At 68.6% G+C, this 23,261-nt stretch carries 23 protein-coding genes; 15 read left to right on the top strand and 8 right to left on the bottom strand.

Annotated features, from left to right (window positions below; genetic code table 11):
• Window positions 1-2: 2 nt before the first annotated feature.
• Window positions 3-1,448, bottom strand: a complete 1,446-nt coding sequence (locus HUA74_RS07880; protein WP_254624964.1) for an alpha/beta hydrolase — start codon at window positions 1,446-1,448, stop codon at window positions 3-5.
• Between the two features lie 174 nt (window positions 1,449-1,622).
• On the opposite strand from HUA74_RS07880, the gene HUA74_RS07875 reads away from it, so the two are divergent.
• The 12 genes from HUA74_RS07875 (at window position 1,623) to HUA74_RS07820 (ending at window position 11,836) form a co-directional block, all read left to right on the top strand.
• Complete coding sequence (locus HUA74_RS07875) at window positions 1,623-2,465, top strand: LEA type 2 family protein (protein WP_141642143.1); 843 nt, start codon at window positions 1,623-1,625, stop codon at window positions 2,463-2,465.
• A 94-nt stretch (window positions 2,466-2,559) separates the two neighbouring features.
• The gene (gene panD, locus HUA74_RS07870; RefSeq protein ID WP_141642144.1) at window positions 2,560-2,952 is read left to right on the top strand and encodes an aspartate 1-decarboxylase; all 393 of its coding nucleotides are present in this window, start codon (window positions 2,560-2,562) and stop codon (window positions 2,950-2,952) included.
• Between the two features lie 101 nt (window positions 2,953-3,053).
• Window positions 3,054-3,497 carry a hypothetical protein gene (locus HUA74_RS07865; RefSeq protein ID WP_141642145.1) on the top strand — a complete coding sequence of 148 codons (444 nt, stop codon included), beginning with the start codon at window positions 3,054-3,056 and terminating at the stop codon, window positions 3,495-3,497.
• 38 nt (window positions 3,498-3,535) lie between these two features.
• Window positions 3,536-4,165: an EcsC family protein gene (locus tag HUA74_RS07860; RefSeq protein ID WP_174454022.1), complete on the top strand. Its 630-nt coding sequence runs from the start codon at window positions 3,536-3,538 to the stop codon at window positions 4,163-4,165.
• Window positions 4,166-4,353: 188 nt separating this feature from the next.
• Window positions 4,354-4,923, top strand: a complete 570-nt coding sequence (locus HUA74_RS07855; protein WP_141642147.1) for a MarR family winged helix-turn-helix transcriptional regulator — start codon at window positions 4,354-4,356, stop codon at window positions 4,921-4,923.
• Window positions 4,924-4,992: 69 nt separating this feature from the next.
• On the top strand, window positions 4,993-6,444 hold the full coding sequence (locus HUA74_RS07850; protein ID WP_174454021.1) for a sulfatase-like hydrolase/transferase: 1,452 nt from the start codon (window positions 4,993-4,995) through the stop codon (window positions 6,442-6,444).
• Window positions 6,445-6,756: 312 nt separating this feature from the next.
• On the top strand, window positions 6,757-7,413 hold the full coding sequence (locus HUA74_RS07845) for a hypothetical protein (protein ID WP_174454020.1): 657 nt from the start codon (window positions 6,757-6,759) through the stop codon (window positions 7,411-7,413).
• A gap of 51 nt (window positions 7,414-7,464) precedes the next feature.
• Entirely contained in the window at window positions 7,465-8,070 is a 606-nt protein-coding gene (locus HUA74_RS07840) for a hypothetical protein (RefSeq protein WP_254624963.1), read from the top strand.
• A gap of 140 nt (window positions 8,071-8,210) precedes the next feature.
• A complete protein-coding gene (locus HUA74_RS07835; protein ID WP_174454019.1) occupies window positions 8,211-8,855 on the top strand; it encodes a hypothetical protein in 645 nt (214 codons plus the stop codon).
• A 155-nt stretch (window positions 8,856-9,010) separates the two neighbouring features.
• Window positions 9,011-9,718 carry a hypothetical protein gene (locus HUA74_RS07830; protein ID WP_174454018.1) on the top strand — a complete coding sequence of 236 codons (708 nt, stop codon included), beginning with the start codon at window positions 9,011-9,013 and terminating at the stop codon, window positions 9,716-9,718.
• Window positions 9,719-9,835: 117 nt separating this feature from the next.
• On the top strand, window positions 9,836-10,828 hold the full coding sequence (locus HUA74_RS07825) for an Ig-like domain-containing protein (protein ID WP_174454017.1): 993 nt from the start codon (window positions 9,836-9,838) through the stop codon (window positions 10,826-10,828).
• Between the two features lie 39 nt (window positions 10,829-10,867).
• A complete protein-coding gene (locus tag HUA74_RS07820) occupies window positions 10,868-11,836 on the top strand; it encodes a WD40 repeat domain-containing protein (protein WP_254614129.1) in 969 nt (322 codons plus the stop codon).
• A 14-nt stretch (window positions 11,837-11,850) separates the two neighbouring features.
• On the opposite strand, the gene HUA74_RS07815 is transcribed toward HUA74_RS07820, so the two are convergent.
• Window positions 11,851-12,438: a Crp/Fnr family transcriptional regulator gene (locus HUA74_RS07815; protein ID WP_174454016.1), complete on the bottom strand. Its 588-nt coding sequence runs from the start codon at window positions 12,436-12,438 to the stop codon at window positions 11,851-11,853.
• A 66-nt stretch (window positions 12,439-12,504) separates the two neighbouring features.
• Here HUA74_RS07815 and HUA74_RS07810 point away from each other — a divergent pair, with 66 nt between their 5' ends.
• The gene (locus tag HUA74_RS07810; protein ID WP_174454015.1) at window positions 12,505-13,752 is read left to right on the top strand and encodes a sterol desaturase family protein; all 1,248 of its coding nucleotides are present in this window, start codon (window positions 12,505-12,507) and stop codon (window positions 13,750-13,752) included.
• A gap of 10 nt (window positions 13,753-13,762) precedes the next feature.
• Here HUA74_RS07810 and HUA74_RS07805 read toward each other — a convergent pair whose 3' ends face one another.
• Both HUA74_RS07805 and HUA74_RS07800 read right to left on the bottom strand, forming a co-directional pair.
• Window positions 13,763-14,602: a hypothetical protein gene (locus HUA74_RS07805; RefSeq protein WP_174454014.1), complete on the bottom strand. Its 840-nt coding sequence runs from the start codon at window positions 14,600-14,602 to the stop codon at window positions 13,763-13,765.
• Window positions 14,603-14,765: 163 nt separating this feature from the next.
• Window positions 14,766-17,312 (bottom strand): TonB family protein, encoded by a 2,547-nt coding sequence (locus tag HUA74_RS07800; RefSeq protein WP_174454359.1) that lies wholly within the window; start codon window positions 17,310-17,312, stop codon window positions 14,766-14,768.
• Window positions 17,313-17,447: 135 nt separating this feature from the next.
• On the opposite strand from HUA74_RS07800, the gene HUA74_RS07795 reads away from it, so the two are divergent.
• Together HUA74_RS07795 and HUA74_RS07790 are read left to right on the top strand one after the other, a co-directional pair.
• Window positions 17,448-18,326 (top strand): hypothetical protein, encoded by an 879-nt coding sequence (locus HUA74_RS07795; RefSeq protein WP_174454013.1) that lies wholly within the window; start codon window positions 17,448-17,450, stop codon window positions 18,324-18,326.
• A gap of 66 nt (window positions 18,327-18,392) precedes the next feature.
• Window positions 18,393-18,986 carry a DUF2378 family protein gene (locus HUA74_RS07790; RefSeq protein ID WP_141642156.1) on the top strand — a complete coding sequence of 198 codons (594 nt, stop codon included), beginning with the start codon at window positions 18,393-18,395 and terminating at the stop codon, window positions 18,984-18,986.
• Window positions 18,987-19,089: 103 nt separating this feature from the next.
• On the opposite strand, the gene trxA is transcribed toward HUA74_RS07790, so the two are convergent.
• The 4 genes from trxA to nadE all read right to left on the bottom strand — a co-directional run bounded on the left by trxA (window position 19,090) and on the right by nadE (window position 23,188).
• Complete coding sequence (trxA, locus tag HUA74_RS07785) at window positions 19,090-19,470, bottom strand: thioredoxin (RefSeq protein ID WP_141642157.1); 381 nt, start codon at window positions 19,468-19,470, stop codon at window positions 19,090-19,092.
• A gap of 39 nt (window positions 19,471-19,509) precedes the next feature.
• Complete coding sequence (locus HUA74_RS07780; protein WP_141642158.1) at window positions 19,510-19,833, bottom strand: FKBP-type peptidyl-prolyl cis-trans isomerase; 324 nt, start codon at window positions 19,831-19,833, stop codon at window positions 19,510-19,512.
• A gap of 146 nt (window positions 19,834-19,979) precedes the next feature.
• Window positions 19,980-21,149: an outer membrane protein gene (locus tag HUA74_RS07775; protein ID WP_174454012.1), complete on the bottom strand. Its 1,170-nt coding sequence runs from the start codon at window positions 21,147-21,149 to the stop codon at window positions 19,980-19,982.
• A gap of 146 nt (window positions 21,150-21,295) precedes the next feature.
• Window positions 21,296-23,188: an NAD(+) synthase gene (nadE, locus tag HUA74_RS07770; protein WP_174454011.1), complete on the bottom strand. Its 1,893-nt coding sequence runs from the start codon at window positions 23,186-23,188 to the stop codon at window positions 21,296-21,298.
• Window positions 23,189-23,261: the final 73 nt, after the last annotated feature.

Here is a 23,261-nt window from a genome sequence, read left to right as displayed (position 1 = left end):
CCTCAGGGCACGGGGCCGGCGAAAGAGGTGAAGAAGGGGGGCCGCGAGAGACTCCCGCCGCACGAGGGCTTCAGGCCCTCCACGTTGCCCTTGGCCACGAACTCCACCATCAGCGAGCGGGCACAGTCGGCAACCAGCGCGTTGTGGCCCACCCCGGGCACCACGACGTGGAGACCGTTCTTCAACGTGCGCTTCGCCTCCTCCCCCCAGGCAGGCGGCGTCACCGGATCCAGCTCTCCGGACAACAGCAGCGTGGGCACGTCCGACACCACCGCGTCGCGGTAGCCCGAAGGCAGCGTCGCGCGGGGCCAGCCCTCGCACGCGGCCATCATCTCCAGGCCCATCAGCGCGCCGAACCAGGTGCCTTTCGCCTCGCGCTCCACATCCTCCTGGGTGAAGAAGGGCGCGTCCTCCGCGCAGATGACGGCGAACTGGAGTCCCCGGCTCATCGTCCGGTCCAGGGTGTCGCCGCCCCCCAGGCTCAGCGCGACGAAGGGCGCCCAGTCCTCCCGCGTCACCCGGTCCAACATCAGCGGCACCAGCGAGCCCCCCTCCGCGGAGTAGAGCTGCATCAACAGCGCCCCCAGGAAGGCCTGTTGCGTCAGGACGACGTCCTCCTGCACACCGGTGCGCGGATGCGGCACCCGCACACGCACCGGGGCCTCCGCCAGCTTCGCCAGCAACGCCTCCGTGCGGGCGCGCAGCTTGGGAAAGGTCTTCTCGCAGACCGCGTCCTGCTCGCAGTGGGACAGCAACAGCTCCAGCGCGCGCTGACCGTCGCGCGGCATGTACAGGGGCAGGTACAGCCCCATGGGCGCCACGCCGTCGAGGATGGCCGTGCGCACCCGCTCCGGAAACTGGCGCATGTACACCAGCGCCGCGCGCGTCCCGTAGGAGACGCCCCAGAGGTTGAGCTTTTCGTAGCCCAGCGCCGCGCGCACCTCGTCCAGGTCCGCCATCGCGATGGGCGTGGTGTACTGGCGCACGTCCGCCTCCCACCGCTCGCGACACGCGTGGAGGCGTCGCGGGACGTCGCCTTCGTCGAAGAGCGCCGACAGCCCCTCCTCCTTCTGACGGAGCTCGCAGTCGAGCGGGCTCGAGTCGCCCGTGCCCCGCTGGTCCACCAGCACGATGTCGCGGTGGCGGCGGATGCGCTCCACGGCCAACAGCATCTCCGCCGTCCGCGTGGCCGACTGCCCGGGGCCGCCCGCCAGGTACACCAGGGGGTCTGGCTGGGGCTGGGCCGCCAGGGCGGGCACCACGGCGACCCGCAGGGACAGCTTGCGGCCCGACTTCGCCTCGCGGTTCTCGAAGACCTCGTACGTCCCGCATTGAGCCTGGAGCGACAGGCCCTCCAGCCGGCAGGGCTTCAGCTCCAGCTTGCGCCCCTGGGAGGGCGAGCTTCCCTGCGAGCAGGCGGCCACCGCCACCATCGCGAACCCGAGCATCCAGGCGCGCCAGGCTCCACGCCAGACAAGGGAGGGAATGTGGGTCCAGACACCAGGCACAGGCGTCTCCATGTATGGTGCGGCGGCCCCACGCATAGCACCCGTGCTGTTCGCGGTACACCCCTCGCCAACGCCGTGAATGCCCGCCGCGAGGGGCCGTCTGGTGATACGCCCATGCCCACGATGAAACGCGCCGTCCTCGTCCTGGCCGCTCTTGCCCTCACCACGTTCAGCGGCTGCGCCTCTCTGCAGAAGACGCTGAAGGGGGTCTTCAAGAAACCCACCCTCACCTTCAAGACGGCGCGGCTCTCCAGCGCGTCGCTCTCCGACGCCACCGTCGACCTCGTCTACGAGGTGAACAACCCCAACGGCTTCGGACTGGAGCTGGCGAGCATCGACTACTCCTTCTTCGTCGAGGGCAAGCAGGTGGTGGCCGGCAAGCCCAAGAAGGGCCTGGACCTCAAGGCCAACGGCAGGAGCGAGCTGGTCTTCCCCGCCAATGTGAGGTTCGCGGACATCGCCCCCGTCGTCGAAACCTTCCTCAACAAGGACCGCGCCGCCTACAAGGCCCAGGGCAGCGTCGGCGTGCAGACGCCCATCGGCGTGCTGAACTTCCCGCTCGAGAAGGAAGGCACCTTCGACGTGCCCAAGATTCCGCAGGTGTCCTTCCAGCCGCCCCGCATCACCAACATCGGCCTCACCAGCGCCACGGTGGAGTTCCCGCTCTCCATCACCAACCGCAACAGCTTCCCCCTGCCCGTCGCCGGCATCACCGGCGCGCTCAAGGTCGCCGGGGCGGATGTGGGCACGCTGTCCACCGGCAACCTGGGCATGCTCGACGGCAGTGGGACGAAGCAGGTGACATTGCCGCTCACCATCCACTTCGCGCGGGCGGCCTCCGCGGCCATGGCCCTGCGCTCGGGCGGCAACGCCAAGCTGAGCCTGGATGGCAAGTTGACCTCGGACGCCCAGTCCGTGCCGCTCAACCTGAGCCAGCTCGTCAACATCGTGAAATAACGCCCGTCCGGGCAGCAAGCGGGCGGGAGGCAACCTCGTGGTTGTCCCAGGGCGCCCTTGCCGTTACGGTTGGGCGCCCTTTGGGACACACGCCATGCGCCGCATCCTCTTCAAGTCCAAGATTCACCGCGCGACGGTGACGCAGGCCGACCTGGATTACGAAGGCTCGGTCACCATCGACCAGAACCTGCTCCGCGCGGCGGACATCATCGCCAACGAGAAGGTCGCCATCTGGAACGTCACCCAGGGCACGCGTCTGGAGACGTATGCCCTGGAGGGCGAGCCCGGCAGCGGAGTCATCTGCATCAACGGCGCCGCGGCCCACCTCAACAAGCCGGGGGACCTGGTCATCATCGCCACCTTCGCGGAGGTGGAGGAGTCCGAGGCCCGCGCCTGGAAGCCCACCGTCGTCTTCGTCGATGCGAAGAACCGCATCGTCCCCGGACAGACGGAAGAGATTCCGGGGCCGGCTCGCCGCCTCGCCTGAACCGGCGGTCCAGGCCCTCCGCCGGCTTTCCCCTCCGCGCGCCTTTTGCCATGCTCCGCCCACCTTTAGAGGGGGCCCATGGCCCCGGAGGAATCACCACGATGAGGCGGATGTGGGTGGGAGCCAGCGTGCTCGCGCTGGGACTCTCCGGTTGTTCCGCAGTGGGCTCTTTCCGGCCCAACCCCAATGACGAGGATCCGCTCTACGGAGCCATCCCCGTCGTCAAGGCGCCCCTCCAGGCGCGCTGTGTGGCGCACGGGAAGTCCTCGGTGCGCTCCAGCTGCGACGAGGCGCTCTACCTGGCCACGGAGTACACCCGGCGACTGTCCGTGGGTGACGAAGTCTGCCTGGAGGGTGGCTACGGCGAGGAGCCGGGTTATGCCTGCAAGGCGCGCGCGGCCGTCATCGACACGTCCCCCAACCAGATAAAGCTCGAGGTGCGAGGAGCCAAGCCGGACTCGCGCTGGTTCAACGTGGAGATGCGGCACGCCTGGTACGAAGAAGGCGCGCTGGTGGACCTCTACCTCGCCGAGCGGGGTTATTAGAGGACGCGGGAAACCCACCCCCTGGAGGAGCGTCGACAATGGGCTTCTACGACAGCGTGGCCGAGCGGCTGGCCTTCATGAAGAAGCTGACCCCGGCGGAGCTCAAGAAGCTCGGCTCGGCTCGGCTGTCGGACATCGTCCTCCAGGAGACGAAGCGTGCCCGGGTGCGGGTGGCGGAGCTGGAGAAGCGCTACCCCCGCGCGGAAGTGAAGGAGCTGGCGCAGCGCCTCATTGACGAGAAGAAGAACCTGGCCAGCATGGTGGGCGGAGTCAGCGGCGTCTTCGGACTCATCGCCCTGCCGGCGGACCTGCTGTTCATGGCCTATCTGCAGATCATCCTGCTCACCGACCTGGCCACGCTCTACAAGGTCAACCTCAAGACGGAGCGCGCGCGCGGGGAGATGCTCGACCTGTTCGGCTACGCCAACGGATTGGGGCCCATCCAACGCTCCAGCCCCAAGGTGTTGGGGAAGCTCGCCGCGCTGATGTTGGAAAAGGGCGGCCTGCACACGCTGGGGCGCGCCATGCCGCTGGTGGCCGCGCCGATTACGGCCTACTTCAACAACCAGCACATCCAGCGCGTGGGTGAGCAGGCCGTGCGCTTCTACGAGGGCTTCGACAAGGCCCACGCGAAGGCCAAGGCCCACCGCCCCCAGCAGACGGGCTGACGGCCACACGCGGTGAGGATCCACGGGGGCCTGGCGACGGGCGCCCCGATTAATTCAACGGGTCCGATATGCCCTTTTCACCCCTTCGTTCCCGTTCCCAGGCGGGGCGAAAGCCCCCATCCATGGCGGGCGACCGATGAACCCCCAAGGCCGGACGGGGGCGGCGCCCGAAAGGCGGAGGCACGAAGATGTCCGAGCTTTCGGCGGAAGTGCGTGTGCAGGTGGCGCGGTTGCGGAACCTGGTCATCGACGTGGCGCGCTGCGGCGCCCTCAGCAGCCCTCTGGGCGCCCTGCCTCACCAGGAGCTGGACCCCATGGAGGTACAGGCCATCTGGTGGCTGAAGGCGGAGAGCCTGCTGCCCGTCAACGTGCTCGCCGACCGCCTGGGTGGTATCGCCCTGCCCCGTCTGAGCCGGCTGTTGGACCGCCTGGAGGACGCCAAGCTCGTCCAACGTGAGCGCTCGGTGCGGCATGATCGCCGCCGCGTGCGCGTGCGCCTCACCGAGCAGGGCCGCGCCCTGGCGGAGCGCGCGGACACGGTGGTGCAGGAGCGCATGGCGCGCCTCCTGATGCCGCTGGGTGGAGAGCAGCGCAGCGCGCTGATGGACCTGCTCGAGGGCTGGGTGGAAGCGCTGGGCTGCTGGAACCGCGCGGAGGAGATTGCCGCCGAGGAGACCGACGCGGACGGCACGCGCGCCACGCCTCACCCCCGACTCACCGCCGTGGAGGACGTAGGCGTCACCGCCAACGCGGCCTGACGGTTCTCATCCCGGCGTGGAGGAACATCGCGGAGTACGCTGGAGGCCCTCGTCGTCCTGGAGTGGCCCATGCGACTCGGCAACGCCTCCACGCCGCCCAACCTGCTCATCATCCTGACGGACCAGCAGCGCCAGTTCCGCCACTGGCCCAAGGGCTGGGCGGAGCAGCACCTCCCCTCGTTCCAGCGCCTCGCGAGCACCGGGCTGAGCTTCGAGCGGGCCTTCACCAACACCTGCATGTGTTCGCCCAGTCGGGCCACGCTGTGGACGAGCCTCTTCCCCGCGCAAACCGGCGTCGTCGACACGGGTGAGCAGTCCCTGCCTCCCGACATCACCACCCTGGCCCAGGTGATGGCGAAGGCGGGCTACCAGGTGGGCTACCGGGGCAAGTGGCACCTGGGCAATCCTCCTCCGACGCACGGCTTCGGGCCCTGGGATGGACCGGACGCGGGCACGTCCCTGCAAGCCGGGAGCACGCAGGGCGCGGGCGGCTACAACAACGACGCGCGCTACCTGGGCACCGTCACCGGCGCCTCGGAGAATCCTCCGGGCACTCCGCTCGACGGGCCCAGCATGCTCGACTTCCTGGAGCGCGTGGACCCGAGCGTGCCGTTCTGCCTCGTCGCCTCGTTCGTCAATCCACATGACGTCTACGTCGCGCCCTTCAACTACGAGGCCGCGGGCTACAACCCCACCGACTGGGAGTCACTGCCCCAGCAGCCCCCGGCGTCGTGGAACGAGGACCTGTCCACGAAGCCCTCGGTGCAGTCCTGGTTCCAGTCGAGCGCGCAGAACTGGAATGTCCCCACCTGGAGCGACGCCGAGCGGACGAGCTACGCGCGCTTCTATGCGTACCTCCAGACGCTCGTCGACCAGGACATCACGACGCTGCTCCAGGCGCTGGAGCGCCGCGGCCTCACCGACAACACCCTCGTCGTCCGACTCGCCGACCACGGGGAGATGGGGCTGTCCCACGGGCTCGTCGAGAAGACCTTCAACGCCTACGACGAAACCATCAACGTCCCGCTCATCATCTCCAACCCCGTGCTGTTCCCCTCGGGCGTGGTGACGAAGGAGCTGGTCAGCCACATCGACCTGCTGCCCACGCTGGCCTCGGTGGCCGGCGTGCTGGGGGACTTCCAGGGCCAGTTCAAGGGCATCGACCTGTCGCCGCTGTTCACCGCGCCCACGACATCCCTCCAGGACTCCATCCACTTCACCTTCGATGACACGGCGCTGGCCCAGGGCATGCCCGCGACGACGCCCGGCCACATTCGCGCGCTGCGCACGAAGCAGTGGTTGTACGCCGCGTACTTCACGCAGGACGGCTCCGCTTTCGAGTACGAGCTGTATGACCTGGACGCGGACCCCGATGAGCTGACGAACCTCGCCAACCCTCGGAACATCACCCCGGACAGCAAGCGCCAACTCCTGAAGCTGAATGAGCACCTCATCCGGGCGATGAAGACGAACGGAACCACGCCTCCCGGCTTCACCTGGCCCAAGCAGCCCGTCGTCTGACACGGAAGTGATGTGACTCCGGGCTTCGGATAAGCCCGTCGAGTCGACTCCGGACCGAGCGCTCTTCCTCCGCGGAGAGCGCCCTCCGCCACGCCATCCGCTGTGAGGCCGACGCCGCGACGTGCGCCCGGCCCCCGGACGCGCCGCACCGTCCCCATGGGCGCACCCGACCCCGGGTAGGCGCGAGGACCGACCCGTAAATGCAACTTGATTACTTTTAGATATCAGTTGCATATTTGCGGGGCTCGACGACGAACCGGGGTCGGGCGCGACATCGCGTTACCCGTCAGCCACCGAGCAGGAGCGGCTTTCATGAACAGATTCATCTGGAGCGTGGGCGTGACAGGACTCGCGCTCGCGGGCCTCACGTCCGTGCTCCTTCGCCGCCCCGTGGAGCCTTCCTTCACGCAGGCAGCCACCGCGCCGGCGCCGCTCCGTTCCGAAGCAGGCCCGCCTCTGCGCCCCATGCATGCGGCGGAGCCCACGGAAAGCCCCGACGCCGACCCGCCTTCCACACTCGCGGCATCCGGGATGGCGGAGCCCCGCGTCCCCTCGCCTCCTGTCCGAGCGCGTCGGCCGACTTCGGAGTCACGCCTTCGCCTCGTCCAGGCTCTGCGCGGTGCGCCCTCCGAGCCGGGCGCGCGCCGCGAGGCCGTCCTCGCCTCGCTGGTCGCCTCGGGAGAGAGCCAGGCGCCCTGGACGCATCAGGCTCGCGAGGCCCTGGACCTCTGGCGCCAGCAGGTGACGACGAGCGTGCTGCCCGTCCAGACCCAGGCGGCGCGCTGCTTCGTCGCGGGCTGCGTGACGCGCGTCACCTTCCCGGACGCCGCCTCCTTCGACGTGGCCTTTGGCCTCACACCCGAGCTGCGGCTCCCTGGTGGAAGCGCGCACCTCCAACTCCCCGCCGAACACCTCGCCTCGGGCGAGGTCTCCGCCGCCTGGGTCGTCCTGCCTCCAGACGCCCCCTGAACCCCTTCGCCACGGATTCACCCCAGCAGTCCCATAAGGAGAAGTCCCTCGATGAAGCCCCAGTCCCTGCTCCAGAAGTCCCTGCTCGCCACCAGTGTCGCGCTCCTTCTCACCGGCTGCGGAACCACCGCCGCCGAGGAGGAGGTCACCCAGTCCGAGCTGTCCACCGACGAGTCCGCGCTGCTCGGCATGCTGCCCTCCTGCGAGGAGCCCGAGGAGCTGGCCGAGGTCGTCGAGCACGCCTGCATCCACGCGGAGCTGGGCCCCTTCGAGCCCGTCACCGCCGCCGCCCTGGGCGCGCCCGTGCTGGTGGACGTCAGCACGCCCCACACCGCGTACAACATCACCCTCCCGTCGAGCGCCACCTCGTGGGGCTGGGCGGGCCGCGTGTCCTTCCTCCCCGACGAGTCCGGTGAGTTCGCCTTCCTGCTGTCACGCCATCGCGGCCTGCGCATCTACGACGCGGCGACGGGCCTCGAGGTCGCACGCGAGTGCCGCTACCAGGTTCCCACCGAAGTATGCGGCGCGCTGAAGACGGCCATCGTCGCGGACCTCGAAGCCGACACCGAGTACCACCTGGAGTTCCGCTCCATCCTGAGCCGCAACGCCGCCTTCTCGCTCGTCATCGAGGAGGCCGCGCACCACCCCGAGGAATAGCGCTCGTCGTCTCTCCACCCACGCGGGTGCCCGGAAACGCTCCGGGCATTCCGCCCCACGCCGCGTCGTCCACGCCATCCCTGGCACACCCATGTCTCTCAATGACGTCCTCCCCTCGCCTCCCCATGGAGCGCTCCCGCATGCGATTGAACCTCCGTGCCCTTCTGGCCTCGTGCGCCGTGGCGGCTTCCGCCTGCGGTGGTGGCGAGACGCCCCCGAGCGTCGAGCCCGAACCTCACGCCGAAGACCCGTGCGCTCCCAATGGCCACATCCACCGTGAGGCCGAGGGCGACTGGTGCCACTGCAACAAGGGCCACGTCGCCGCGCCCCAGGGCCTCGCCTGTGAAGTGGACCCCGACTACGTCCCCAGCGAGGGCTTCGACTTCGGCGACGACGGAGAACATGCGTGCTGGCACGTCGCGCACGGCCCCTATGTCACCGTGACGGCCACCACCAGTCGCAACCCTCGCGTGGACGACTTCCACACGCACTACACCGTGAAGCTCCGTGAGGAGAACGGCCAGTACACGGGCACCTTCAGCTACAAGGCCTTCGCCAGCGGCGATTTCGTCGTCTACCTCAGCACCCCCGACGTGCCCGTCAGCCTGGTGGAGACCGCCATCCAGACGCAGCTCACGCCGGCGGGCACCAAGTCCACGGGCGACTTCTGCTCGGGCCTTCGACACATGGTCGGCTACGAGCTGACAGACCGCGTCCAGTACACCCTCACGCTCGGCCCCACCTCGCTCCCCGAGGTCGGCATGGTCATCGAACACCTCGAATAGCCCTGCACGACAGGCCACACCCGGCCGTGGAAAACGTCCGCCCTGTTATTGCAACTCAATTACATTTACGTCATGAGTAACCGCGCCGTGGAGTGGCGGTGGAAGCCCGCTTCGGTGCCCGCGCGTCGCGCCCGGCGTTTGAAAGGAACCCCACAATGAAGATGCTGAAGCAGACCCTTTGCGGTGCGTTGCTCGGGCTGTCCCTGGCGGCCTGCGGCCCCATGGACGAGGCGGAGCTGGAGTCGGTGGGCCAGTTGGAGGCGCCGCTGGAGGCTGGGTGCGTGTCGGTGGACGACACGCTGATGACGACCCATGCCTGCACCCACGCGAGCAACAGCGCGGACAACGTGACAGTGACGACGAGCGCCACGCGCATCGCCACCGCGCCGGACATCAGCACGCGGCACAAGCACTACACGCTGAATCTGCCGCCCGGAGCCGAGGGCTCGGTGACGTTCACCCCCGTCGCCGTGACGTCGGGCACCTCCACGGTGGAGTCCATCTCGTTCTACCTGTCGCAGAACGTGGCCTTCACGGTGGTGGACACCACCACCAGCACCACCGTGTCGGCGCTCATCAGCGAGGCCGTGTCGGAAGTCGCCTGCTCGCTGACGCAGGCCCGTGTGTATGACCTCGTCGTGGGCCGCGAGTACATCGTCGCCACGGGCCCCGCGACGGGGAACCAGGTCGGCCTCGTCCCCGAGTACCTGTACGACAACCGGGACCGCTTCTACCGGGACCAGGATGGCGACGGGTACGGCACCAACACGCCCGTGTACCGCTACGCCTGTGAGGCGCCCGCTGGCTACGTGAAGCAGCGGTTCGACTGCGACGACACGAACCCCGCCATCTTCAACTGCTGAGCCCCACCCCTGTAGCCCGGGCCCACCGTGGCCCCTCCAGCGGGGCGTCCTCTGTGTTCGAGGGCGCCCCGCGCTTCACCCGTTCGCCCCGCTCACTTCGCAAGGAAACACCCGAACATGCGTCTGACCCACGTCGCCGCCCTGCTCACCACCTGCGCTGTCCTGACCCTGACGGGCTGTGACAACGATGACCCCATCACCCCGAGCTCCGATGCGGGCACTCCGACGGATGCGGGCCCGGACGCGGGACCTCCACCAGACGCGGGGCCTTCACCGGATGCGGGCCCGGACGCGGGAGGTGACACCACGAAGCCCCACGTCACCGCGTCCAGCCCCGAGGAAGGCGCGACGAACGTGCTGCCCGTGCAGACCTACAAGGTGGACACGACGAACACGAGCCTGCGGCGGCTCGTCACCGTCTCCTTCAGCGAGCCCATGGACTCCACCGCCGCGCAGGTGACGTTGTTGGACGTGAGCACGCCCGCCAACGCCTCGCGAGTCCTCACCGGCACCTGGTCCGAGGACGCACTGACCTTGTCGCTCTCCATTCCGCGTCCGGAGTCGGACCTTCCCCCGCTGGAGGAGGACAACCGCTACTCGCTGGACCTCACGTCGCTGCGGGATGTCGCGGGCAACGCGCTGGACACAGTGCACGCGGGACTCGGCGATGGTCGGCTGGACTTCACCACGGGCGAGCGGGACCGCGTCACGGAGCACGCTTGCGGGCACGCGCTGCTGGAGTCCCCCCTGGCCGTAAGGGCGGGTGCGTCTCCGACAACGATGTATCCCGCGACGGACTCGCCCCACGAGTTCTACGAGCTGACGCTGCCGACGAACGGGACGTCATTCCTCGGCTACTCGGAGGTCGTCTCCGCGGAGCGCGACGAGCCGGTCATCATGTACCTGAGTCACGAGGTCCCCGTGGTGGTGCACGACGTGACGGAAGACGAGACGGTGATTGCCTCCACGGTGACGCCGGCACCCGCCGTGTGTCTCCCCGCGATTTCCCACACGCTGAAGTTCACCGCGCCCGCCGGAGACCGCTTCCTGCGCCTCACCTACGGCCCAACGCCTCTGGAGAATTTCACCTTCGTCTTCGAGCGATATTGAGCAGGTTCATCTCCGTGGCGAACGCCCTATGCTGCGGAGATGTTGCGCCGTTTCCGCCAGAGGCCCGACCCGGACGACGCTCCCGACTTCGAGCCTCATCAGCCGCTCGGCGCGCCGATGCCCTGGCCCGACGGTCGTCACGTCGCCGCCAATGCCGGCAAGCACATCTTCCTCTGGGACCTCGCGACTGGGGAGTGCTCGCGGGTGCTCGAAACCAGCGCCATCCACCAGCCACCGATGTTCCGTCTGGCGTGCGAGCCGGTGCTCGGGCGCGTGCTCGGAAGCCACAAGCTTCGAGAGTTCGCCCTGTGGGACTCGACGGACTGGCGCCGCCTCCAGGTTTTCGCGGGGCACGGTGAGCCGGTGCGGGCCGCCGAGGTCATCGCTGAAGACCGGGTGCTCTCCGTCAGTGGCGATGGCTTCGCGCTGCTGTGGGATGCGTGGACGGGTGAGCTCCTGCGCAGGTTCGAGACTTCGCCGCTCTACGCGCTCGCCCAGAGCCCGGCGCACGGCCTCGTCGCCGTCGGCGGTGGCAAAGGTGCCATCACCTTGCTCGACGGCCCCACGCTCGAGGTCCGCGCCAGCTTCCAACTGCCCATGGCGACCGCGCGACACGCGCCGCTCAGCGAAGAGCGCCAGCGTCAGCTTGGAATCGTGTGGAACCGCCCGTCCAACACCATCGAGGCATTGACCTGGCATCCCGATGGCGAGCACCTGATTTGTGGAAGCTGGGACTTCATCGCCAGGATGGTGCACAGCCACACCGGACACGTCGTGCGCGAGTGGCACGGCCATGCGCACTGGGTCGACTCCGTCGCCGTCGACCCGCGACGCGGACTCTTGTGCACGGGCAGCTCCGACGGCACCGTGCGTGTCTGGTCGCTCGACTCGACCGAGTGCCTCGCGGTCCACGACGTCGGGCACGCCGACCTCGGTGGCCTGTGCCTGATTGGGGACTCCCTCTATGTGACGGTGCGCAGCGAGCTCGTGGTGATTCCCCTGCCGTGACCGCCCGGTGAAGCTCACTCCGTGCGCTTGCGCTTGCGCGACATGATGCGACTCAGGGCCACCTCGGTGATGCCGAGGTAGGCCGCCACGTCGCGCTGCGGGACCCGCCCGCGCAGATGCGGGTGCTCCGCCCAGAAGGTGTCCAGCCGCTCCTCAGCGGACAGCTCCAGGAACTCCTGCTCCCGTCGCTCCTTGAGCAGGAAGTGCCGCTCGGCGACGCGGCGCGCCACGCGCACCCAGCACCCGTGGCCCTCTTCCAACGTCTGGAAGTCCTGCGTCCGGAACACCAACACCCGTGCGGGCTCCAGCGCTTCGATGGCCGTCATTGACGGCATGCGTTGGAGCATCTCCGCGTACGCGCCCAGCAGTTCACCCTCGGCGCGAAAGGCCTTCACTGACTCGCCGCCTCGCGCCGACACGCGCACCAGCCGGAACACCCCTTGAAGCACGACCGCGAAGCGGTCCGCCGCGTCTCCGGGGCGCAGGAAGTGGGCCTTGCGCTCGACCGACTGCTCCCTCGCGAGCGACTCGGCCCTCTCCCACTCACTCTCGGGAATGGGACCGAGCGGGGACAGCTGCTCGTAGAGCTTCGGGAATCTCACGGGGACGAGGACGGAGGTTAACCCAGGTTAAGGCGGCAATCGAGCCGGGCGCCGTACACCGGGGACATGTCCATCAACGTCTACGCGATTGCCACACCCTTCGTCATCGCCCTGGCGCTGGGCGAGTTCGTCTACTGCGTGGCGAAGCGCAACGGGTACTACAGCTTCCAGGACTCCATCGCGAGCGTGGGCACCGCCGTCCTCAACCAGTGCGTCAACGTGGCGGTGGCGCTGCTGATGCTGCCCCTCTTCACCCTGTTGGGTCAGCTCGCGCCCTGGAAGATTGACGTCGCGTCACCCTGGGCGCTGCTCGGCCTCTTCCTGGGGGTCGACTTCCTCTTCTACTGGTTCCACCGCTTCGGGCATCGCACCAACATCGGCTGGGCGGCGCACTCGCCACACCACTCCACCGAGGAGCTGAACTACGCGGTGGCCCTGCGGGCCAGCGTCACGCAGCGCATCTTCTCGTTCCTCTTCTACTGGCCGCTCGTCGTCGTCGGCTTCTCGCCCGAGGCCGTGCTGGCCATGGTGGCCTTCCACCTGGTGCTCCAGTTCATCCCCCACACGCGCGTCATCCCCAAGCTGCCCCGGTGGATTGAGTCGTGGCTCAACACGCCCTCGCACCACCGCGTGCACCACGCGCGCAATGACCTCTACATCGACAAGAACTACGCGGGCTTCCTCATCATCTGGGACAAGATGTTCGGCACCTACGCCGACGAGACGGAGGAGTGCTCCTACGGCGTCACCTCTCCGCCGAACACCTGGGACCCCACCGTCATCAACTTCCAGTTCTGGGGGAAGCTCGTCAGTGACGCGGTGAAGACGCGCAGTTGGTGGGACCGGCTGCGCCTGTGGGTGATGCCCACCGGCTGGCGCCCCTCGGACCTGCCGGCCCGCGAGTCGACCCCGTGGAAGCGAGATGGCGTGGAGGTGAAGTTCCAGTCCACCGAGCTGCCCAACATCCGCGGCTACCTCGTCTTCCAGATGATTGCGTCGATGCCCTTCATGCTCCTGGTCAGCCACCACGCCTCGCCGCTCGTGGGATGGCAGAAGCTGATGCTCAGCGTCCTCTTCTGGGGCATGGCGACCGCGTGGGGCGGGATGATGGAGTCCAAGCGCTGGGGCCTCCCACTGGAGATGGCTCGCGTGTTCGCCATGGGCGGCGCCGTGACGCTGTGGCTCGTCCAGGCGGGCGCTCCGCTGTCGTGGCGGGCGCTCACCGTGGGCTGGCTCGCCGTCACCCTCGTGTGGATCAGCGTCGCGCGCGCGAGCAGCCGGAGTCCCTCGCCCGTGGCACGCGGCGTGAGCTGAGCCGCGCTGCTCACCCGGCCTTCTCGGGTTCCCATGCACCCGAGAAGGCCGTGAAGCGCCGCACGTTGACGGACAGCGCTCGGTGCACCTGCGTCTCCGGTGTGATGTCCACCGGGCTTCCGTCGGCGGGCAGCGTCAGCCGGTCGAAGTGCGCGCCCTCGAACCATTGATGCGGCCGGGCCTCCACGACGAAGAGTCCGTCGTCGTCCAGGTCCGCATCAATCGGCACGAAGTCCACGCGCTGGAGCTCCACGGGCGGCGGGAAGTCGAGCGCCACCCGGAAGGGCACCCGCGCTTCTCCCCGGAAGGCCGTACCCGCCAGGAGCATCGAGTGTCCCTGGAGGGACGCCGCTTCGTCTCCGAGAGCCCGTGAAGGAGGCTGGAGCAGCAGCGAGAAGGACCGGGCCCGACCCGCGATGCCCGGTGAGCGCCCCAATACCTGGGCCTCACCGCCGGCGAGCAGGTCGAACACCACCTCGCGGTCCCATTCCCCGAGCACCGTCCCTCCCGAGAAGAAGTCCCCGTCATGCGCATGCGCCGTGGGCACGAACGCGTTCAGCAGCGACTTGAAGACGCCGCGCGTCCGCGCCTGGAGCGGAGAGGGATTCTCGAAGAGGTAGATGGGCCCGAGCACCATCCGCGCGGAGGTGAGCCGCACGCTCCAACCTGTATCGGTGGTGAGTTCGCCCACCTGAGCCGCGCCGGGCGCGAGCGCGGTGCGCAGGCCCATGCGGAACACGATGCCTCGCCCGCCGGTGCCGGACAGTCCACACGCCGAGCCACCACCGACGAGCGTGGTGCCCATGAACAACATGAAGGCGCGACGGGAGCCATGAAACACACGTGTCATGGGGCCTTCTCCCGCGGGCACCGACACAACGAGGTGTCGTGTCGTGGACGGGAGAGCGTGGGGTGCTGGGGTCCCTCCGCGAGCCCTCGGCTCAGTACGGCGGTGTGTCGCGCCAGGACTACCCGCGACGAAGCGGGCCTCTCGGGCGACTGGGACAGGTGCCTCATGGAGCGTCCTCCTCGAAGTCCAGGTACAGCGTGAAGGTGCCTCGAAAGGTGCGCGGTGCTCCGGCGGAGAAGTGGCGCGTGGCCAGCAGTGACGCGGGGGCATCGGGTCCCCGGAAGTTGGAGACGTAGTTCAGCTCCGTCTCGCGCCAGCGCGCGTCCAGCACGTTCTCCACGGACACGCCCAATTCCATCCAGTCCCAGCGCGCGCGCGCGCCCACGTCGAAGAGAAACACGGGGTCGCTGTAGCGATTCAGCGGCAGCGGCCTGGGTCCCACCGCGCTGTGCCCCAGGGCGACGTTCCATCCGAGCCGCTCGCCCGCCACGGTGACATGTCCTCTCACCGAGGCATCCACCCGCCCCAGCAGCGCCGGGATGTAGGGCATCACCGCGCCGTCCCACAGCTTCCACGCGGACGCACCTGGCGTCGGCAGCGTCGCGCGAGCCCACGCGACGGAGGCCTGCGTGTCGAGCCAGTCTTCCCATTGCAGTCGACCCGTGGCGAAGGCTCCCAGCCGTTGCGATGCGCCGATGGGCTGGTTGCGTCCCAGTCGCTCGTCGAAGACGAAGTCCTGGGACACGCGCGTGGCGAAGACCGCGCCGCGTGCTTCCAGCGAGTACGGCCGCGACTCGCCCTCCAGCCTCCAACCCAGCCCCGTCTCACCCGAGGCGACGCGCGCATACGGCGCCAGCTCCGCGTCGGACAGCGCGGCGGCGTCGCTGGAGCGCGCGCCCAGTCCCGCGCTGGTCAGCCACGTGAGTCGAGGTGACAGCTTCACCTCGGCGCTGGCCCGGGGGCTGGCGAAGAAGCCATAGGCATCCAGGGACTCCTCCGGGATGCGCGGCCCATCACGGTCCACGGCGGGACGGTTCAGGTCCTCCACGCCGAACAGGAACGTATCCAGCCGCACACCGACACGCAGGGCCAGCCAGTCGAGCGGCTGCACTCGCAGGGACGCGTATCCACCCAGGTTGGTGGTGCGCACCTGATTGTCGAACAGGGTGGAGTATGGCGCGCCACCGCTGTCCCTCAGCCGACGTGAGCGCGTGCGGACGTCGTCGTAGCGAGCCACATAGCCCAGCTCCAGCGGGCGTGACTGCCCCAGCAAAGTGAGCCCTGGCGTGTAGCGCCCGCGCAGGCCCAGGGTGCTTCCCCGGTAGTAGCCCTCCGTGCCGTCACCGCGCTGCGCGTCCTCGCCGGGAGGCGTGTCCTGGATGAAGCCGGTGAAGTTGTCGCGGATGCGCGTCTGGCGCAGCACCACGTAGCCCTGCTGCACCAGCCGTCCGCCGCGCTTGAGACGCGACTGGAGCTCCGCGGAGACGAGGTGGCGCTGGCTCGCGCCTCCCTGGTTCTCGTCATAGAAACAGAAGAACTGCGAGTCCGCGTCCGCCGCGCACGGCAACCGGGCGTCCACCACGTCCGTCTCCCGCACCACGCCCGCCGAGGCGAACCGCGCGCCGTAGCTGGCACCGAGCAGTCGCAGTCGCGTGTCATCTCCCAGTCGCAGCTCCACCTGCGCCATGGCGGTCGCATTGGCGAAGGAGCGATTCGGTCCGAAGCCCTCGCCCTGTCGCAACAACAGCCCCACGAAGGTGGCCTCGCTGGACTCGGGTGGGCCCCACACCAGCGCGAGCCGACGTGAGGCGAAGCTGCCGTAACTGGCCGAAGCGGTGAGCCCTCGACGCGCGAGGCCGAGCTGGTATTCCACCGTCCCCGCCACGCCGAAGTCACCTTGCGAGGCGTCATAGGGGCCCTCGGTGACTCGCAGCGAGTCCACCAGTTCCGGGATGATGAAGTACGTGTCCGCGTAACCGTGGCCGTGGGCGTGGGAGACCTCGTTGAGGGGCACGCCGTTGAGGCGCATTTCCACGTCCTTGCCCTCGCCCGCGTCGAAGCCTCGGATGAACACCGTCTCCGCGTGACCCTCGCCTCCGTGGTTGGCGAGCATCACTCCGGGCGCGAGCAACATCAGGTCGGAGGCCGAGTTGCGCGGGACGTCCGCGAGCTGTCCCACCTCGATGTGAAAGTCTCCGACGGCCACGGGCGGTGGTGCCTCGGCCACACCTCGGACCGTGGTGGAGAAGCCGGGCGACGAAGACCTGGAGGCCGCCTTCGCCTCCTCGGATGAGGCGCCCGACGGCGACGTCGAATCGTCCACGGCGAGTTCCGACATCAAAGGTGGCGACGGTGTTGCCCCCATCGCCCCGTGCGGCGTGTCCGCGACGGCCTCGCGCGCCCGCATGGGAGCGAAGTGGACCGGGACGTCCACCTGCACCTCGAGCGGCACTCCGCTCCGCCGCGCCGGCTCGAACTTCCAGCGCACCGCCGCGCCCATCGCGGCCCTGTCAAACACGGCTCCCGCCGACTCGCGCACCTCCACCCGCGACACCGCGCCCACCTCATCAATCGTGAGGCGAACCACCACCGTCGCCGTGTCCTCCAGCACCGGCGCGTCACCGGGCGTCACCGGCGCCGCCACCTCCACCGGAACCGGCGGCGAAATGAGCGCCTCCTCCAGCGCCCCCACCGCACACAACACCAGCATCGCAATCCACACGGCGAGGACCTCACTCCTGGGTTCGGCGGCACCCGGGACACCTCGCCACCGGAACGTCGACCGCCCGGAGATACAACACGGACCCCTTGAATTGCAACTTAGTTACATATACATCCGCGAAACATGAATTTGAAATCGAGCGGACCTGGCCTCCTCGCGGTGCTCGCGCTGACACTGGCGCTCCCGGCCTGTGACTCCGTGCCCCCCGGAGACGTGCGCGTGACGATGAGCGGCGGAGACGGCACCCAGCGGGGTTTGCCAGACACGCTCTTCCAGGACGGTTGGTCCGTGCAATTCACCAAGTACCTCGTCTCGCTCGGAGACTTCACCCTGACCTCCGCGTCGGGCGAGGCGCGTGAGAGCCGCCGCCATGTGCTGGTGGACGTGCAGAAAGGAGACATCCCGCTGACGGAGCTGACGGGCCTGCCGGCGGGCCGCTGGGACGTGGGCTTCCGAGTCAGCCCACCCCGCGACGACACGGAGCTGGCGGACGGCCAGGTCTCCGCCGAGGACCTCGCGATGATGCGCGAGCGCGGCTTCAGCTACTGGGTGGAGGGCCGCGCGGTGAAGGCGGGCGTGGGCATCTTCGACTTCCGGATGGGCTTCCCCGTCGACGCACGCATGGTGGACTGCATCAACGGGGTGGATGGCACCCAGGGCATCATCGTCCCGGAGGGCTCCCGGGCGGACGTGGAGGTCACCATCCACGCCGAACACATGTTCTACGACAGGCTCGGCACCCACAGAGGCGTGCAGCTGCGCTTCGACGCCATCGCCGCGACGGCCACCTCGGACCACCTCATCACCCCGGAGGGGCTTGCCTCACAGCAACTCACCGACTTGAAGGATGCCCAAGGTCGGGAGCTTCGCGACGCAGCGGGTCAGCCCGTGGTGTACCTGCCCGGAGCGCATGATGTGCGCACGCTCCAGCAATTCGTCACCCAGAGCATTGTCGATCAGGCCCACCTCAACGGTGGAGGTGTTTGCACGGTCGCCAAATGACAGGTGGACCCGCGGGCACCCCACCCCCGCTGGACTTGGCCCGCCCCGCGCCGCTAGGAAAGTCACATGGACTCTCCTCTGCACCTGCAAGCCCGCATGGCCCTCTGCCGTCCCGAGCACATGGTGCTCGATTTGTTCGTGCAGAGCCTCCGCGAGAGCATCGCCCAGCGGATGGGTCGGAACCTGGCCCGGGCCGCCGGAGCGCCCATCGCCAGCGTCCCCGTACGGGGCGCCCCCTCACACCGCTCCGCCCGCGAGTACCTGGAGTTGCTCCACGAAGGCGCGAGCACCGTGGAGCAAACCCTGGGAGAGGACTACTCCCACGCCGTGGAGCAGCTGTCCTTCACCGCGGCGAGCCACGTCTTCTCCGCGCCCGTGGGCGCCATGGTGATGGCCATCACCGGCGAGGACCCGCACCGCGGCCTGTCCGTGGGCTCGGGGCTCGCGGGCGCCACCAGCACCTTCGGCGAGCGGGAGTACGAGCGCGTCTCCGACACCACCGCGCGCGTGCGCTTCAAGGACGAGTTCTTCGGCCCCGCGTGGTGCAGCGGCCTGGTCCGCAGCGGCCTGCTCCAGACGAACCCGGAGCGGCGCTTCCGCGTGGAGCTGGAGACCGGCGAGCCGCCCTTCAAGGACTTCTCGCTGCTCATCCACTGGTAGCCCCCCGCTCCGCGAGGGGACCGCCGACCGGCCGGAAGCACCGTGAGACGCTTCCGGCCAGCGGCGCGGACAGGCACGAAGCCCGCCCGACAGGCGCACCGACTCAGGCCTTGGGGGCTTCCTTGCTCCGGCGCTCCTCGACTTCCTTCTTCACCTGCTCCATGTCGAGCGCGCGCACCTGGCGGACCAGGTCCTCCAGCGCGGCGGCGGGAAGCGCACCAGCCTGCTCGAAGAGCAGGATGCCGTCACGAAACACCATCAGCGTGGGGATGGAGCGAATCTCGAACGCTCCGGACAGCTCCGACTGCGCCTCGGTATCAATCTTTCCGAAGACGATGTCCGCGTGCTTGCCGGACGCCGCCTCGAAAGTGGGCGCGAAGATGCGGCACGGACCGCACCACGACGCCCACCAGTCCAGGATGACGATGCCGTTCTTGCCGACCGTATCCTTGAAGTTGTCCTTGGTGATTTCCACCGTCGCCATGACGGCCCTCGTTTCTCCCCGCCTGCGCGGAGCGTGACTTCAGCGGACTTCCAACAGCTCCACCTCGAACAGCAGGGTGGCGTTGGGGGGGATGACACCACCGGCGCCGCGCGCGCCGTAGCCCAGGTCGGGAGGAATGGTGAGCTTGCGCACGCCGCCAATCTTCATCCCGGCGACGCCGTCGTCCCAACCCTTGATGACCTGACCCGCACCCAGACGGAAGGTGAAGCCCTCGCCCCGGTCCCGGCTGCTGTCGAACTTCTTGCCGCTCGTCAGCGTCCCCACGTAGTGCACGGTGACCGTCTTGCCGGCGGTGGCCTCCGTGCCAGTGCCGACCTTCACGTCTTCGATACCCAGGCTCATTCCCTCTCCTGTTGCAGTGGAAGGTTCCACCTTAACTCGCCAACCCCGCTGGCGCCGCACTGGAAAGCACAGTGGCGCGGGCCCGTTGGCTACCGGGCACCGCGCCACCGACTCACGCCGTGCGTGAAGACTTCAAGACGCCCGCGTCAGAACGTACCACCCACGCTGACGACGCCCTGGTAGCTACCCCCGTTGTCGAAGTCGCCGCCGCCGGACTCGATGCCGGGGGCGAACTCCTTGTCGAAGAGGAAGTTGTAGTTGGCGCGCGCATCCACCGTGAAGTGACCCACGTGGCCCCGCAGGCCCACGCCCGCCGGGACACTGCCCACGGTGTCATCCCGGTAGCCCAGCGACTGGCCGCCCCGGAAGTTGTAATCGTTGATACCAATGCCGCCCAGCACGTACGGCTGCCACGCGGAGGGGAACAGACCCAGCGTCGCCACGGCCGTGCCACCGTTGCGCACGAGGTCAGGACCGTCCACGCTCACCTCGCCACGCTTGGAATCGATGTCGTTGATGGCGCCGGTATAGCCCAGCTCGATGCCAAACACCTTGGACGGCCGGATGGCCGCCGTCACGCCCGCGGTGGGGCCCGGGTTGAGCTGCGGTGCCAACGCGCCGGTGTAACCCTCCACACCGCCGCCCAGCATCACGCTCAGACCCTTCATGTCGTTCTTGTCCTTCTTCTTCACCTCGAGCGGCTCGACAGGCTCCGCGGCTTCAGCCGAGGGACGAAAGTCCGAGGGCGGAGGCGCGGTGATGCCGCTGCCACCCGTGGCGTCATCCTGGGGCAGCGCCGGGTATGACTCGGAGCGGGGCTCCGCCGCGGGCGCGGCCTCGGGACGAGGCTGGGGCGAGGACTGCGGCGGCGGGGCCTGCAGGCCCTGGATGTCGTCCTGCTGTCCGCTGGAGCCACTGCCACCGGTCCCCTGCTGCTGCTGGGAGTCCTGGTTCGACGGCTCGCAGCGCAGCGGCATGTTCAGGTACACCTCACCCTGCGCGGGTGGAGCGGCCTGGCTGCCTCCGATGGCGGACGAGCTCGAGGACGAGGAGTCATCCTGCCCGCTCTGTCCACTGCCGCCGACTCCCGAGTCGTCATCCGTCCCCATGGAATCGGGCACGGGCTCCGTCTCGATGATGATGTCTTCCTCCTGAAGCGAGTCACCAGAAGAGGTGTCCTGCGATTGAGCCAGCAACACTCCCTGTCCCGGGTTCCCCGCGCTCGCCCGTGGTGGTGGGCAATCGCCGTCCGAGGCCAGTGCCGAGGTGCCGTAAAAGAGCGCCCCGATGGCGCCTGCCAGAATTTTCGCTTTCATCCAACCCTCCGTCGTCGAGTGGCTGACATGAAGGTTGTTTGCGAAGACACATCCGGCAAGGCACACCTGGGTAGCGTTTCCCGCGTGGCTGGCCGCTGAGCAGCCAGCCAGGCGTGGAGCCCGGGAAACACGGTTGCACGAGCAGGCTACTTTTCGCGCATCCACTCCGAGCCGGTGACGACGGGCAGTTGCAGGGCGCGCTCGCGGTCCAGGTCCAGGTTGCCGACGTGCAGCGACAGGGGCGACTGCACCCACTTGTAGATGGACTGCGTGAAGAGGCGGACGAACTTGTCCACGTAACCGCCGAGCCGTGCCGCCTCCACCTCCGGGAACATGGGCGTCAGCGCCTGGAGCATCTCCGAGGGCGTGAGCTTCTCGCTCGCGAACAGGTAGAAGCACGCATCGAGGATGGGGAAGGGCATCAGCTCCTCCTCCCCCACCTGGTTGTGCGCCAGCTCCGGGCCCGCGGGCTTGGCGAGCACCTTGCGGATGCCCTCGTAGCCCGTCACCTCCTGGAGGTAGTCCAAGAGGTACATCACCACCGTCTTGGGCAGGTTGGAGATGACGGCGAGCGCGCCCATCAGGTCTCCACCGATGGTGGTGTAGCCCACGGACTTCTCGCTCATGTTGCCCGTCTGGAGGAACAGGCCGCCGCAGGAGTTGCTCCAGTTCCACATGCGCTGGGCGCGCAGGCGGGCCTGGATGTTCTGCTCGGTAATCGGCGTGACGGGGACACCGCCCAGCATCCGCGCGGCCACGTCGCGCTCGCGCTCGAAGGCCTCGTCGATGGAGACCACCTGGAAGGCCACGCCCAGCTCGCGGGCAATCGTCTCCGCCGCGTCGCGGGTGGAGTCGCTGGAGAAGCGACTGGGCATGTAGAACGCCTGGATGAGCGAGCCGGGGTTCTCCGGCCGCGCGCGCTTCGCGTAGCGGTGGGCGATGAGCAGCGTCAACAGCGAGTCACGGCCACCGGACAGGGCGATGCCCAGCACCTTGAAGGCGCGCGTCTTCTCGAAGTAGTCGCCCACTCCCAGCGACAGCGCGTCGAGGATGTCCTCGCACAGCGCCTCGCGCGCGGGCCTTCGCTTGTCCGGGGTCGGCAGGAAGAAGCTGCGGTGCGCGGGCACGGGGTACGTCAGGGACTCGCGCCGGGTACGCACCGCGTCGGTGCAGTCCAGCACCGCGGTGCCCTGGCCACCGGTGGTCAGCCACGCCTCGCGGTCCACGCGCCACGTGGTGGCCTCGCCGCGCAGGCGCAAGGTGCGGTCCAGGTCCACGACGGCGGCAGCGAAGCCCTCCTGGAAGCGCGGCGTCTCCATGACGTGGCGGCCGTTCTGGTTGAGGAAGCCGCCTCCGTCGAAGATGAGGCCGTCGTTGCTGCCCACCGCGTTGCAGTAGGCGATGGTGCATTGGTGGTCGGCGGCGCGGGTGGCGATGAGCTCGCGGCGCGTCTCCACGAAGCCCAGCCGGAAGGGCGAGGCGGAGATGTTCACCACCAGCTCCGCGCCGGAGTACGTGCGCCGGCGCATGGGACCGTCCGCGCTCCAGATGTCCTCGCAGACCTCCGGCGCGACGAGGCCGAAGTCGAACTGGAAGAGGTAGTCACCCAGCGGAACTCCCCGGTAGCGCTCCTTCATGCCGGGCTGGCCGCGGCCGAACGTCCGCGCCTCATAGAAGACGCTGTAGGTCGGCAGCTTCTCCTTGGGGACGAGGCCCAGCACGCGGCCTCCGGCGACCACCGCCGCGCAGTTGAGGCGCTGTCCCTGGAGGGCCACGCCCACGCCGACGACGAAGACGGTGGAAAGCGCGGCCGTCTCGCGCGCGAAGCGCTCCAGCTCCGGCCACTGTCGGTCGATGAAGCCCTGCCACTGGACCATGTCCTCGGCGGGGTAGCCGGCGAGGAGCTGCTCCTGGAAGACGCCCACGGTGACGCCGTCCTCGGACATCCGCTTCGCCAGGACGAGGGCCCGGTCCGTGTTGCGAACGAAGGCTCCGACGGTGGTGTTGACGCTGGCGATGCCGACTTTCACGAGCCGCATGATTCTCCCGCTCCCCTTTCGCTTCCGACGCGGGGCTCAGCAATGCTCGGAGCGAAGCACAAGGCAAGCCCCA

The organism is Myxococcus sp. CA051A, from assembly GCF_013336705.1.
In the GTDB taxonomy this organism is placed as follows: Bacteria; Myxococcota; Myxococcia; order Myxococcales; family Myxococcaceae; genus Myxococcus; species Myxococcus llanfairpwllgwyngyllgogerychwyrndrobwllllantysiliogogogochensis.
This window is presented reverse-complemented; position numbering and strand designations above follow the sequence as displayed.